Source organism: Cytobacillus sp. T106, assembly GCF_040492155.1.
GTDB lineage: Bacteria > Bacillota > Bacilli > Bacillales > Cytobacillaceae > Bacillus_AB > Bacillus_AB infantis.
Window position 1 is genome coordinate 96658 of record NZ_JBEUMK010000008.1, and the last position, 14167, is coordinate 110824.

Genomic DNA, 14167 nt, shown 5'->3' on the forward strand with positions numbered 1-14167 from the left:
TCCTAAAGACCAAATAAAGTTTGAAAACCCTGTTGATTGGAGTGCAAGGCACGTAGACTCCTGCGGGAAATAGCGGAAGAGTTGAGACCCCGCAACCGCTTGCGGTGAGGAGGCTCAACTCCGCCCCGCGGAAAGCGAAGTGTCTGGAACGGAAATCAACAGCCCCATTTAAAGACCTGATTTATGGGGAGAGGGATTACAAAACCATGCCCTCTTTGGTTTAATGAAAAAAGGAGCTGATCACAGCTCCTTTTTTTCATTATCGGCGTTTTCTGCCGAGCCCCATGGCGTTTTCCATTTTGGCCAGCATTTTATTGGCAGTGAATTGAGCCTTTTCGGCTCCTCTATCCAGGATTTCATCCAGCTCGCTTGATTCCATGAGCTGAGTGTATTTTTCCTGGATTGGCACGATTGTATCGACAACCACTTTTGCAAGATCGCCTTTGAAGTCTCCGTAGCCTTTTCCTTCGTATTGCGCCTCGATCTCTTCTATAGTCCTGCCGGAAAGGATGGAGTAGATAGATAAGAGATTGGAAACTCCAGGCTTATTTTCTTTATCAAACTTTACAATTCCTTCAGAGTCCGTAACTGCGCTTTTAATTTTTTTCTCAATCTGCTTTGGATCATCAAGCAAAGAGATGAAAGACTTTTTGTTAGAATCAGATTTACTCATCTTTTTAGCCGGATCCTGGAGGGACATAACTCTTGCCCCTACTTTTGCGATCCGCACTTCCGGGATTGTAAAGATGTCATTATATTTCTTGTTGAATCTTTCTGCCAAATCCCTTGTAAGCTCCAAGTGCTGCTTCTGATCTTCCCCTACAGGAACCAGGTCTGTCTTATATAGAAGAATGTCGGCAGCCATGAGCGGCGGATAGGTCAGCAGGCCGGAAGATACTGCTTCTTTTCCGTGGGACTTATCTTTAAACTGGGTCATCCTCTCAAGCTCCCCGATATAGGAAACGCATTGCATCATCCATCCGGCCTGTGCATGGGCAGGGACTTCAGACTGGATGAAAAGTGTTGCTTTCTCAGGGTCGATCCCGACAGCAAGATAGAGGGCTGCAAGGCTCCTGATATTTTTGCGGAGCTCCATCCGGTCCTGCTGGACAGTGATGGCATGCTGATCGACAATGCAGAAATAGCAGTTATATTCGTTTTGCAATTCCACGAATTGCTTCATGGCACCGATATAATTCCCCAGTGTAAGAGTGCCGCTGGGCTGGATGCCGGAAAAAATGGTTTTCATATATATTCCTCCTTGGATGTATCAGCAGACAAAAAGTGAGCCGAAAAAGTGGCGGAAATTCCGCAAAAGACGTAAAAAGACCATTCGTCCCCCTGAAAAATAGGGACGAATGGTCCGCGGTGCCACCCTAAGTGCCTCGGCTGAGGCCTCTTAACCCCGGCTTGCCTGCAGGCCGGGCTTCCCATAACGCGGGATACGCCGGAAGCTAATAGGCAGCAGGAAGCAGCCTTTCGCAGCCGGAGCTCTAAAGTCCATTCGATTTGCCGGGATGTTTGTTTCCACCAGCCACAAACTCTCTTTAATCCCTGAGCAAATGTACTACTCTTTGTCATTGCTTTATCATCAACAGTATTGGTTTTATACATTAAAATATACCAAAACTGCAGAAAAAATCAAGGTAATTCGAAATAACACACCTGGAATTCGTATAGGAAAACAAGAAAAATATGGGAAAAATCAAGGTCCAAATAACCTTCGGCAAAAGGGGAATTAAGAAAAATTTCAAAAAAATTAAAACTAGCAAACTCTTGATTTAAAAGTATTTTTTCGACAATTTTCTCACTATACCCTCCATTGAAAAATAAAAGCCCCTTGCAAACAAGTTTTAAAATACATATAATAAACGTAACAAATGATTCTTTACGAATCTGTAACATTCTTGCATATAGTTCTGAAAACCTATGGATAAAGAGATTAGTAGTAAGTTTATAGCTTACAGAATTTTGGCTTATCCTTTTGATTTTTCTCTCGAATTGTCAGAATAGAGGATAATCTTTGTCTTTTGAGTTATAAGCTTACTTTTTTTGCTGCGCGGATAATCAGTTTATTTTTACAGTTAATTTACTGACTATTTGAGCAATATATCCAAGGCGGACAGTTGTTTATGGAAGCGTGGACAGATTCCTGCAAAAGGCATTTGTGGAAATTATATAGGGGGGTAACACCGTGAACAAAAGATTATCGATCTTTTTTAGTATGTTGCTTGTTCTAAGCATGTTCCTTGCAGCGTGCAGCGGCGGCGGCGATGATGCCGGCAGCGGAAGCGATGGAGACGGAGGGAAAGACGTACCTCAGGACTTAGCGGTTAACATTAACTCTGAACCGCCTTCACTTCACCCGGGCCTTGCAAAGGATGCAACTTCCGGTACTGTTCTTCGCCAGACTTTCGAAGGTCTGACACGCATCAATCCAGATGGAAAGCCTGAACCGGCAGCAGCTGAGAAAATTGAAGTTTCTGAAGATCAGAAAGTTTATACTTACACATTAAGGGATGCTCAATGGACTAATGGCGATCCTGTAACAGCAGAAGACTTTGCATATGCATGGAAGTGGGCTATCGATCCTGCCAACCAGTCTGAGTATGCTTACCAGCTTTACTACATCGCAGGTGCTGAAGCTGCCAACACTGGCGGCGGTTCACTTGATGACGTAGGAATCGAAGTTGTAGATGAAAAAACGCTTAAAGTAACTTTGGCAAATCCTACTCCATTCTTTGATGAATTGACTGCATTCTATACGTACCTGCCGATCAACAGCAAGGTTGCACAAGCAAACCCTGACTGGGCAAACGATGCAGGCGACGATTATACTTCAAATGGTCCATTCAAGATGACTGAATGGTCACACAGTGACAAGATTGTTCTTGAAAAGAACGATACTTACTGGGATAAAGATACTGTAAAGCTTAACTCGATCGAAATGATCATGGTAAATGATCCAAACACTGAATTGTCAATGCTTGACAACGGCGAGCTTGACTGGGCAGGAGCACCGACTGGAGCACTTCCGACTGATGCTATGCAGGCCCTTAAAGACGAAGACCGCCTTGTAACACAGCCTATCGCTGGTGTTTACAACTACAAATTCAACACAACTGCAGAACCTTTCAACAATGTGAATATCCGTAAGGCATTCACATATGCAATCAACCGTCAGGAGCTTATCGACAACATCCTTCAGGGTGAACAGCTTCCAGCGATGGCTATCGTTCCGCCGTCAATGTTCGCTGAAAATGAAGAAGGCTATTTTGCTGACAATGATGTAGAAAAAGCTAAAGAATTCTTGCAAAAAGGTCTGGAAGAGCTTGGCTACAAGGATGCTTCTGAGCTTCCTGCAGTAACTCTTTCTTATAATACTTCTGAAGCACACCAGAAGATTGCTCAGGCAATCCAGGATATGTGGAAGCAGAACCTTGGCGTAGAAGTAACACTTGATAACTCTGAGTGGGCTGTATACCTTGATAAGGTTCACGCTCTTGACTACCAGGTAGCTCGTATGGGCTGGCTTGGAGACTTCAACGATGCAATCAACTTCCTTGAGCTTTACCGTGATGCTGATGGAGGTAACAACGATACTGGATGGGAAAGCAAAGAATTCCAGGATCTGTTAGCGCAATCTGCAACAGAAGCTGATGCAGAAGCACGTCAGCAGCTGCTTAAAGATGCTGAAGCAATCTTCATGGAAGATATGCCTGTAGCTCCTATCTATTTCTACACAAACAACTGGGTTCAGGATGAAAGCCTTAAAGGCGTAGCTGTTTCCGGACTTGGCGACGTTCAATACAAATGGGCGTACTTTGAATAAGAATAGCTAATACTAATAGCTGTCTAAACGAGAGGTATATGGGGTTTTTCCCCCATATACCTTCGTTTCTGAATGAAGCAGAAATAAAATTGGAGGTGTTTGACAATGGCGAAATATATTGGAAAACGCTTAATCTATATGATTGTCTCGCTGTGGCTTATCATCACAGCAACGTTTTTCTTTATGCGCATTGCACCAGGGAATCCATTTACATCAGAAAAACAACTGCCTCCCGAAATTGAAGCAAACCTGAATGCCCACTACGGGCTCGACCAGCCATGGTATGTTCAATATGGGGAGTATCTATTAAGAATCATAAAATGGGATTTTGGCCCATCTTTTAAGTATAAGAGCCAGACTGTCAATGATTTAATCAGCGAAGGTTTTCCTGTATCTCTTATGCTCGGTATCGAGGCGATTCTGATCGCAGTTTCAATCGGTGTTGTTTTAGGGGTTATTGCAGCCCTCAAGCACAATAAGTGGCAGGACTACACTGCAATGATCGTTGCAGTTATGGGGATCTCGGTTCCTTCCTTCATCATGGCCACATTCCTGCAATATTTCCTTGCGATTAAACTTGGCGTCTTCCCGGTAGCCAGGTGGGAGTCCTTCATGCATACGATATTGCCTGCGTTGGCGCTTGCGGCATCTCCAATGGCGTTTATCGCCCGTCTGACGCGTTCTTCCATGCTGGAAGTGCTCTCGAATGATTATATTAAAACGGCTAAATCTAAAGGTTTGAGCCAGGGTGTTATTACCATTAAACATACAATCCGAAATGCTATGCTTCCTGTCGTTTCCTATATGGGACCTCTTTCAGCAGGTATTATTACAGGCAGCTTCGTAATTGAAAAGATCTTTGGTATTCCGGGACTCGGCTCCCACTTTGTATTAAGCATCGGAAACCGTGATTACACTGTTATTATGGGAGTTACCGTATTCTACAGTATCATTCTGTTAGTGTCTATTCTCCTTGTCGACATTGCGTACGGACTCATTGACCCGCGCATCAAACTTGCAGGCGGGAAGAAAGGAGAGTAAATTATGGGACAGTTATCAAAAGATAAATTCAGAGTTGTTGGCACACAAACAACTGATGCAGAAAAAATCAGTAAACCAAGCCTATCTTTCTGGAAAGATGTTACACTTAGATTCCGAAAAAACAAGCTTGCCATGTTTGGGATTGTGCTTTTGGCCATCCTTGTATTTATGGCGATCTTTGGACCATATATGACACCATATGATTATGCATCAAACGATCTAGGCAATAAAAATCAGTCACCATCTTCCGAGCACTGGTTCGGTACAGATGATCTGGGACGCGATGTATTTGCCCGTACATGGGAAGGTGCACGAATCTCCCTGTTCATCGGTTTGGCAGCTGCATTAATTGACCTCTTCATTGGCGTACTATGGGGCGGCATCGCCGGCTTCAAAGGCGGACGCACAGATGAATATATGATGCGTGCAGCGGATGTCCTTTATGGGATTCCTTACTTGCTGCTTGTTATCCTTCTTATGGTTGTATTAGGCCAGAGTGTCGGCACGATGATCCTTGCCATGACCATTACCGGATGGATCAATATGTCACGTATTGTCCGTGGACAAGTCCTTTCACTTAAGAATCAGGAATATGTCCTTGCTTCAAGAACTTTGGGAGCAAATGTTTCGCGCATCATGTTCAAGCACCTGATCCCGAATACAATGGGCCCTATTCTTGTAACCATGACACTTACAGTGCCATCAGCTATCTTTACTGAGGCATTCCTTAGCTATTTGGGTCTTGGTCTGACACCGCCTGTAGCGAGCTGGGGAACCATGGCAAATGACGGCCTTCCGGCACTTAGATATTATCCTTGGCGCTTGTTCTTCCCGGCAACGTTTATCTGCTTGACCATCTTTGCATTTAACGTAATCGGCGACGGACTTCGTGATGCGCTAGATCCGCGACTACGCAAATAAGGAGTGAGATAAATGGAAAAATTACTCGAAGTAAAAGATTTAAGAGTCTCATTCCAAACTTATGGAGGAGAAGTCCAGGCTGTCCGCGGCGTGTCCTTCGATCTTCATAAAGGTGAGACCCTCGCGATTGTCGGCGAGTCCGGTTCAGGTAAAAGTGTTACCTCCCAGACAATCATGAAATTGATTCCAATGCCGCCAGGCAGAATTGCTGGAGGACAAATTCTCCTTGATGGCGACGATATCGTTCCAAAATCGGAAAAGGAAATGGAAAAGATCCGCGGTAAAGAAATCAGTATGATTTTCCAGGATCCAATGACTTCTCTGAACCCGACAATGAGAATTGGCCGCCAAATCATGGAGGTGCTGATCAAGCACCAGAATATGTCATCTTCTGCTGCTAAGGATAGGGCGACAGAGCTTTTGCGCCTTGTTGGGATTCCAATGCCGGAGAAGCGTGTAAACCAATATCCTCATGAGTTCTCAGGCGGTATGAGACAGCGTGCTATGATTGCCATCGCACTTGCCGCAAGTCCAAAGCTTTTGATCGCGGACGAGCCTACAACAGCGCTTGATGTAACAATTCAGGCTCAGATTCTGGATCTAATGAAGGATCTTCAGAGCAAAATGGATACTTCCATTATCTTCATTACTCATGACCTTGGTGTAGTTGCCAATGTAGCAGACCGTGTTGCTGTTATGTATGCCGGCCAGATTGTAGAAATGGGAACAGTTGATGAAATATTCTATGATCCGCGCCATCCTTATACATGGGGGCTTCTGGCTTCCATGCCTAGCCTTGATAATGATGGAAAGACTGAACTTGCAGCAATTCCAGGTACTCCTCCTGATTTAACTAACCCTCCAGTGGGAGACGCATTTGCAGCGAGGAACCAGTTTGCATTGGCCATAGATTTTGAAGAAGAACCGCCAATGTATCAGATTTCTGAAACGCACTTTGCAAAAACATGGCTGCTCCATCCGGATGCACCGGAAGTAGAACCGCCTGAAGCTGTCAAGCGCAGGATCCGCAAGCTCTCTTCCACATTCGATAAGCCTGTTTTAGTGAAGGAGGGCAAATAAAATGGCTGAAAAGTTAATTGAAATCAAAAATCTAAAGCAGCACTTTAATGTCGGCCGCCCTAATATGGTAAAGGCAGTAGACGGCATTTCATTTGACATCTACAAAGGTGAAACGCTTGGCCTTGTAGGCGAGTCAGGCTGCGGAAAATCGACGACCGGAAGAACGATCATCAGACTGTACGATGCTACAGACGGACAAGTCCTTTTTGAAGGAGAGAACGTCCACGGAAGGAAATCTGCTAAAGAGCTGAAGAAATTCAACCGCAAAATGCAGATGATTTTCCAGGATCCTTACGCTTCCCTGAATCCTAGGATGACTGTAGCTGATATCATTGCTGAAGGCATTGACATCCATGGCCTTGCCACAAGTAAGAAAGAGCGTATGGAAAGAGTGTATGAGCTTCTTGAAACGGTCGGCTTGAACAAAGAGCACGCTAACCGTTACCCGCATGAGTTCTCAGGCGGTCAGCGCCAGCGGATCGGGATTGCCCGCGCTCTTGCTGTACAGCCTGAATTCATCATTGCTGATGAGCCGATTTCAGCTCTCGATGTTTCCATCCAGGCACAGGTAGTAAACCTGATGAAGCAATTGCAGCGCGAAAAAGGGCTGACTTATCTGTTTATTGCCCATGACCTTTCCATGGTTAAATATATCAGTGACAGGATTGGAGTTATGTACTTCGGCAAGCTGGTTGAAATTGCTCCGGCCGATGATCTCTACAATAACCCGCTCCATCCTTATACACAGTCCCTTCTTTCTGCCATTCCGCTTCCGGATCCAGAAACTGAGAGGACCAGAAAGCGTACAAGCTATGATCCTGCTGTCCACAATTATACGGACAGTGACCAAGTGGAGATGCGGGAAATTGCACCAGGACATTATGTTTACTGCTCTGAAAAGGAAGCAGCACAATATAAGGCCCAATACAAAAAATAACAAAAGACGATCTCATTCCGAGATCGTCTTTTGGCTTTTAATTACATCAAATAAAAAGAACAGCAAAAATTTTAGAATTATCGTTGCAGGTGATGTAAATAGCTAAGCTGTAAAAACGACCTATTTCGGAATGTGAAGTATCACTTTAACCCTTTTTCTCATTAACGCATTTTTCTTGTAATAATAATACAACATTTTGACAACAATTACTATTATAAATTTTCTATATATTCATTATTCCTATTAAAATCTTAAAAAATCCTTATTTCAAGTGTAATAGGAAAGAAGAGAGGGAATGAGTACTATGTTATTGCTTTTTACATATGTAAATGGAAGCAGGCTGCCTTTATAATGAAAATACAAGGATAGAAGGGAGACGGACTATGAAGGCTCTGAAAATGACTGCGGCTGCTGCTGCTTTGTCTTCGCTCATCACAATACATGCCAGTGCGGAAGAGAGTGAAAAGCTGACAAACAGCTCCATGCCCGTAAGAGAATACATAGAAATGAAAAAAGAACTGCCAGCAGCCATGGCACGTTTTAAATATGACTCAGGCTATACCTTTGAATACCCTGACGCTGTAAGAGGAGTCTATGTTACCGGGCATTCTGCCGGCGGAGAAAAATTTAATAAGTTAGTAGATTTGATCGGCAAAACTGACTTAAATGCCATGGTTATCGATATAAAGGATGACTGGGGCAATCTGACCTATATTCCTGAAGGGAAATCCCCGTACAGCTCCATCGGCAAACCCTATATAAAAGACCCTGCAACGGTTCTGAAAACAATGGAGGAGAAGAAGATTTATCCTATAGCCCGTGTGGTAGTCTTTAAGGATAGCGTATTGGCCAATAGCAAGCCGGAATGGTCATATAAGGACGGGAATAAGGTCTGGTCAAATGGCAGAGGTGAATCATTCGTAAACCCATTCCTGAAAGAGGTTTGGGATTATAATGTCGGTATAGCCATTGATGCCGCTAAGATGGGATTCCAGGAAATTCAATTTGATTATGTCCGTTTTCCTGAAGGGTTTGAAAAACGTGAAGAGACTTTAACTTATTCTACTGGAGAGTATAATGGCGCTGATGATAATGTTCAAAAAAGGGTTCAGGCTGTCACTGACTTTGTAGCTTATGCGAGGGAAAAGCTTAAGCCTTATGATGTACAAGTTTCTGTTGATATCTTTGGCTACAGCGCAACACTGCCGGAAGCACCCGGAATCGGCCAGAATTTCTCTAAGATTTCCTCCAATGTTGATGTAATTTCATCAATGATTTATCCGAGTCATTGGACGTCCTATTTCGGGATCAGCAAGCCAGATCTGGAACCATATAATCTTGTGGCAGAATATTCTAAGCTTGAGAAGAAGAAGCTTGCAGAGCTGGAAGAGGCGCCTGTATCAAGGCCATGGCTCCAGGACTTTACGGCATCGTGGCTGGGGGCAGGGAATTACAAGGCATACGGAAAGCAAGAGGTAGAAGCTCAGATTAAAGCCCTTAAAGACCAGGGGATCAATGAATATCTCCTTTGGAATGCAGGCAATTCCTACACAGAAGGCGTTGACTATACACCAGGGGAATAAAAAAGGAAAAGCCGGGCAATTGACCCGGCTTCATCTCTGTTCAATTGAGCGGCCATTTTCAGGCCAAGACCGCATGCTAATGGCTGTTATATCCTAAAGAGCGTTAATAGCAGGATGTTATTTGACACAGAAGCTGTATGCGGTATCATAGTATATGGCAGGATCAGTTTTACTTTCTGCCGCCTACATTTTTCCACCCAGTCTGCACCTTTGCGGATTGATCCACAAATTCGGATTTTCGTTTACCGCCGAACAGCTTCTCGCCGATTCCATTCGCTGCAACTCCAATTATAGCAGTAATCCCAATCACGAGCAGGGCAACAATCGATAAATCCGCAGCAAATTCAATCATATAAACCTCCATCTTTCTTTTCACAGCAGCGCTGCGAATAATTTGTAATGCCAAATGCCAGTGTCCTTTCTATTTATTGTAAAAGAACAGCAGTTATTAGAAAAGGTCTATTGTATAAATACTTTACATTTTGGCAAATTATTAGTGTATTTTACATGTGAGATTCAGAGCGGGGCAATTAAGCTCTGCAGCAGCCGGGGAAGTGTAGAGAAAGATGGATGCTTATCGGACTGGACTATTAAATAAAAGGAGCCAAAATATGCATTGGTATGAAAAATTGAATCAATATTTCCCTATCGAAGAAATGAAATCCCGCGAGCATATGGAGACGCTGCTCAAGGAACGCTCTGAAATCTACCATAAGGACGAAGGAAAGAACCATGTTTTGATGTATGTTGAACTGGATAACTTCGTGTTCATCGACTACCTGTTTGTTTCAAAGGCAGCCAGGGGACAGGGTCTTGGCCATAAACTCCTTGATAAGCTTAAGAAAAAGGGAAAACCGATCATCCTTGAAGTAGAGCCGGTCGATTATGAAGACACCGACACAGAAAAAAGGCTCAAGTTTTACAAGCGGGAAGGCTTTGAGCATGCCCAATCGATCGGATATAGAAGGCGTTCCCTGGCAACAAAGGAAATCAACAGTATGGAAATCCTTTATTGGGCCCCTGGAAATGAATCGGAAGAACTGATCTACGAGAGCATGAAGAAGACATATGAGCTGATTCATACGTATAAAGATGCTCATTTCTACGGAGAATCCTACCAGCCGGTAGAGGAAGTACTGACATTTGAAGAAGACAAAAGTTCTGGAGATGTACTCAAAGGGCTCTAGGAAAAGTGCTGCTATTTTTGATAGCAGCATTTTCATTTTCATAAATTAATTGAGAATTTAAAATAAGGTTTACTGCCTGGACAGTATGGGTATAAAACATATAAAGGTCAAATGCGGCACCGGGCCATTATAAGTATTACATAAATATGGCCATCAAGCGGGGAAAGATGGAATCTATTAAAATTTTTGAAACTTTTATCTTTCTCATACGTCTTATATAGTAGAATGCTTAAGAAAAATGAACTGTAGAACCTTTGCATAAGTCTTTTAGCATATTTCTAAAAAGGGATACCAAATGCATCTTTAATGGTGTATAATAATTAATATAAATTACTAATTTAAAGTAATTTTAATTAAGGGTTCATATTTTCTGAGTATAATTCTTGTAAAAGATCTTTATATATGTCTAATTTAAGGAGTGTGAATTTGTAAAATGGTCACATTATACACTTCACCAAGTTGCACATCTTGCAGGAAAGCGAAATCATGGCTTGAGGAGCATGAAATAGGCTATAAAGAGCGGAATATTTTTTCCGAACCCCTTTCAATTGATGAAATCAAGGAAATCCTCCGTATGACGGAAGATGGTACGGATGAAATTATCTCTACGAGATCAAAGACGTTCCAAAAACTTGACGTGAACCTGGAAACCATGCCGCTTCAAGAGCTGTTTGAGTTAATTAAGGATAATCCCGGCCTGCTGCGCCGTCCAATCATTATTGACGAAAAGCGTCTTCAGGTTGGCTATAACGAAGATGAAATCAGACGATTCCTTCCGCGCAAAGTACGCACGTATCAGCTGCGGGAAGCACAGCGTATGGTTAACTGATGAATCAGCTCTTTATCTCTTTGAGATAAGGGGCTTTTTATTTTGTTCCTTTCCTTGACTGATTAATTATATGGGCCATATTGGCTTTCCGGCAAGCCAGTTGTTTGTACACAATTAAAAATTTTGGTAAGATTAAATGTACTAAAATGAAGCATATAGGCATACAATGGTTTTTTGAAACCTGCTTCATTTTAATTCCCTTTATCCCCTTTTTGTCATAAAATAGGAGTATAAGGCAACAATACTGTTACCTTCCTAGAAAGATTAGAGCCAACTATATTGGGTAAAGGATATAAACAACATCTTATGGGGGTATTTAGTCCCTTCAACAATCGCCGGAAGGGAGAGTTCTGAATGGAAATTGAACGGATTAATGATAATACTGTCAAGTTTTACATTTCTTATATTGATATAGAAGAGAGAGGCTTTGACCGGGATGAAATCTGGTACAACCGCGAGCGGAGCGAGGAACTCTTTTGGGAAATGATGGACGAAGTGCATCAGGAAGAAGAGTTCATGGTGGAAGGGCCTTTATGGATTCAGGTACAAGCTTTGGATAAAGGGCTCGAGGTGCTGGTCACCAAGGCGCAGCTTTCCAAAGACGGCCAGAAATTTGAACTTCCCGTTCCTGAGGATAAGCTGAAAGATCTGCCTGTTGAAGAGAGGATCGAGGATTTGCTGGATCAGCATTTCACAAAGCATGAAGATGAAGAAGACTCTTCTTATGAAGATAATCTTGAGTTTCTTCTGAAATTTGATGATTTTGAAGATATCATTTCCCTTTCCAAAACTTCCAGCCTGGATTCCTTGGAAACAAAGCTTTATTCATTTGAAAATAAATACTATCTGTATGTTGAATTTCCTGATGAGGAAGATCTTGATGAAGAGCAGATTGATAATGCTTTGAGCATCCTGCTTGAATTCGGGCATGAAACCCAGACGACGATTCACCGGATTGAAGAATACGGTAAGCTTATAATAGATGGAGATGTCTTCGGGGAGCTCAGGAAATATTTTGATTAAACAATGCCGATTTCTGAATGAAATCGGTGTTTTCTTTGTATATAGAAGGCAGCATGATTTTGCCGGTTGGGACAGGTGACAGCCATAATGAAAAACGCCGTAAGGATTACCATATTCAGCGGATTCCTGATCTTACTCCTTTTTGCCATTAATAAATTTTTTCCGGTCAATGGCGGCTTTCTGGGCTACTTCAGCCTGTTGGTAACTTTATCCGTCATATTTATCGGGTTCATCATTTTCCTTGAAAACCGCCACCCCTCACAGACTTTGACCTGGCTCGTGGTTTTAGGCGGTTTCCCCCTGCTCGGATTTATTTTCTACCTCCTTTTCGGGCGGAACTACCGGAAGGAAAAGATGTTCCGGAAAAAATATTTCTTGGACAAAGAAGCTTTCAGGAAAGTCCAGGAAAACCATGGGAGAAATTATGCTGAAAAAGTACGGCAGATGGGGGAGCATCAAAGAAAGCTTTTCCGTTTGGCCCATGAAATCGGGAACAGCCCCATTTCCTTTGCTACCAGCACAAGAATCCTTACAAATGGAGAAGAAACCTTCAATCAGATCCTTGAATCTCTCCGGAATGCCACCCATCATATCCATATGGAATATTATATTGTCCGCCATGATCAAATCGGGATGGAGATTAAAGAGATACTCATGCAAAAGGCGGGGGAAGGGGTCAAGGTTAAATTTTTGTACGATGCGGTGGGCTCCTGGAAAATGTCCAAGAAGTATATTCGCGACCTCAGGTCATCCGGGGTGGAGACAGTTGCATTCGGTCCAGTAAAAATGCCGCTCCTGAACAGCAAATTCAACTTCCGGAATCACCGTAAAATCATTGTCATTGACGGCAATACAGGTTTTATGGGCGGCCTTAACATCGGTGATGAGTATCTGGGGCGCAATCCGCATTTCGGTTTCTGGCGTGATACCCACCTGATGCTGCAGGGGGAAGCGGTCCGTACACTGCAGCTCATTTTTTTGCAGGATTGGTATTATATGACCAATGACAGCTTTTTGACAGCTGAATATCTTACTCCGGTTCCCGAAGAGAACAATCATGGCGGAGTACAGCTGATTGCCGGGGGCCCGGATAATGAATGGAGTGTCATTAAGAACATCTTCTTCTCGATGATTACTTCTGCGAAAGAGTCCGTCTGGATTGCTTCTCCTTACTTCATCCCTGATGAAGACATATTTACCGCCATCAAAGTGGCTGCCCTGAGCGGGGTGGATGTCCGCCTGCTGGTGCCGCATCGACCGGATAAGCGTATTGTTTTCCATGCATCAAGGTCTTATTTTCCTGAATTGCTTGATGCAGGCGTCAAGATTTATGAGTATCAAAAAGGCTTTATGCACAGCAAGATTGTGATTGTCGACAATGAGCTGGCTTCTATCGGAACATCGAATATGGATATGAGAAGCTTTCACCTGAATTTTGAAGTCAATGCTTTCCTTTTTAAAACTCACAGTTCCCAAAAGCTTGCTTCTGAATATCTGCTTGATCTTAATGATTCTCAGGAAATTACAGGTGCTCTGTTCGGAAAGCGGCATATTGGGTACAGGCTGCTTGAATCAACTGCACGCCTGCTGTCACCACTGCTTTAGGATCTATGACCATAACATATGAGGAGAATGCCGCAGCAGCTGCTGCGGCATTTTTCTATGAAGGGGTAATCTCTGGCAGGATATCGATTTCAAACAGCGAATTATATAGTAATGTAAAAAGAAAGGAGG

12 protein-coding genes and 1 other annotated feature are annotated in these 14167 nt (G+C 43.1%); of the genes, 10 read left to right on the forward strand and 2 right to left on the reverse strand.

Annotation, left to right across the window (positions count from 1 at the left end):
• Positions 1 to 259 precede the first annotated feature (259 nt).
• Entirely contained in the window at positions 260 to 1249 is a 990-nt protein-coding gene (gene trpS / locus ABU165_RS15330) for a tryptophan--tRNA ligase (RefSeq protein ID WP_148950148.1), read from the reverse strand.
• A gap of 98 nt (positions 1250 to 1347) precedes the next feature.
• Positions 1348 to 1590, reverse strand: a binding site (T-box leader).
• A gap of 604 nt (positions 1591 to 2194) precedes the next feature.
• Here trpS and ABU165_RS15335 point away from each other — a divergent pair.
• The 6 genes from ABU165_RS15335 to ABU165_RS15360 all read left to right on the forward strand — a co-directional run bounded on the left by ABU165_RS15335 (position 2195) and on the right by ABU165_RS15360 (position 9394).
• Positions 2195 to 3832, forward strand: coding sequence for a peptide ABC transporter substrate-binding protein (locus ABU165_RS15335; RefSeq protein WP_022543608.1), 1638 nt, complete (start codon positions 2195 to 2197; stop codon positions 3830 to 3832).
• Positions 3833 to 3937: 105 nt separating this feature from the next.
• Positions 3938 to 4873 carry an ABC transporter permease gene (locus ABU165_RS15340; RefSeq protein WP_009794098.1) on the forward strand — a complete coding sequence of 312 codons (936 nt, stop codon included), beginning with the start codon at positions 3938 to 3940 and terminating at the stop codon, positions 4871 to 4873.
• A gap of 3 nt (positions 4874 to 4876) precedes the next feature.
• Positions 4877 to 5794, forward strand: a complete 918-nt coding sequence (locus ABU165_RS15345) for an ABC transporter permease (protein ID WP_009794099.1) — start codon at positions 4877 to 4879, stop codon at positions 5792 to 5794.
• Between the two features lie 12 nt (positions 5795 to 5806).
• On the forward strand, positions 5807 to 6874 hold the full coding sequence (locus ABU165_RS15350; protein WP_009794100.1) for an ABC transporter ATP-binding protein: 1068 nt from the start codon (positions 5807 to 5809) through the stop codon (positions 6872 to 6874).
• A 1-nt stretch (position 6875) separates the two neighbouring features.
• The gene (locus ABU165_RS15355) at positions 6876 to 7811 is read left to right on the forward strand and encodes an ABC transporter ATP-binding protein (RefSeq protein ID WP_009794101.1); all 936 of its coding nucleotides are present in this window, start codon (positions 6876 to 6878) and stop codon (positions 7809 to 7811) included.
• Positions 7812 to 8194: 383 nt separating this feature from the next.
• Positions 8195 to 9394 (forward strand): putative glycoside hydrolase, encoded by a 1200-nt coding sequence (locus ABU165_RS15360; RefSeq protein WP_318060238.1) that lies wholly within the window; start codon positions 8195 to 8197, stop codon positions 9392 to 9394.
• Positions 9395 to 9563: 169 nt separating this feature from the next.
• Here the strand turns inward: ABU165_RS15360 and ABU165_RS15365 are convergent, their stop codons facing one another.
• Positions 9564 to 9746, reverse strand: coding sequence for a hypothetical protein (locus tag ABU165_RS15365; protein WP_022543609.1), 183 nt, complete (start codon positions 9744 to 9746; stop codon positions 9564 to 9566).
• A 259-nt stretch (positions 9747 to 10005) separates the two neighbouring features.
• Here ABU165_RS15365 and ABU165_RS15370 point away from each other — a divergent pair, with 259 nt between their 5' ends.
• From ABU165_RS15370 to cls, 4 genes are all read left to right on the forward strand, one after another.
• A complete protein-coding gene (locus ABU165_RS15370) occupies positions 10006 to 10581 on the forward strand; it encodes a GNAT family N-acetyltransferase (RefSeq protein ID WP_022543610.1) in 576 nt (191 codons plus the stop codon).
• A 433-nt stretch (positions 10582 to 11014) separates the two neighbouring features.
• A complete protein-coding gene (gene spxA / locus ABU165_RS15375; RefSeq protein WP_009794105.1) occupies positions 11015 to 11410 on the forward strand; it encodes a transcriptional regulator SpxA in 396 nt (131 codons plus the stop codon).
• Between the two features lie 354 nt (positions 11411 to 11764).
• On the forward strand, positions 11765 to 12433 hold the full coding sequence (gene mecA / locus ABU165_RS15380) for an adaptor protein MecA (protein WP_094768239.1): 669 nt from the start codon (positions 11765 to 11767) through the stop codon (positions 12431 to 12433).
• Between the two features lie 87 nt (positions 12434 to 12520).
• A complete protein-coding gene (gene cls / locus ABU165_RS15385) occupies positions 12521 to 14038 on the forward strand; it encodes a cardiolipin synthase (protein ID WP_129611882.1) in 1518 nt (505 codons plus the stop codon).
• Positions 14039 to 14167 lie beyond the last annotated feature (129 nt).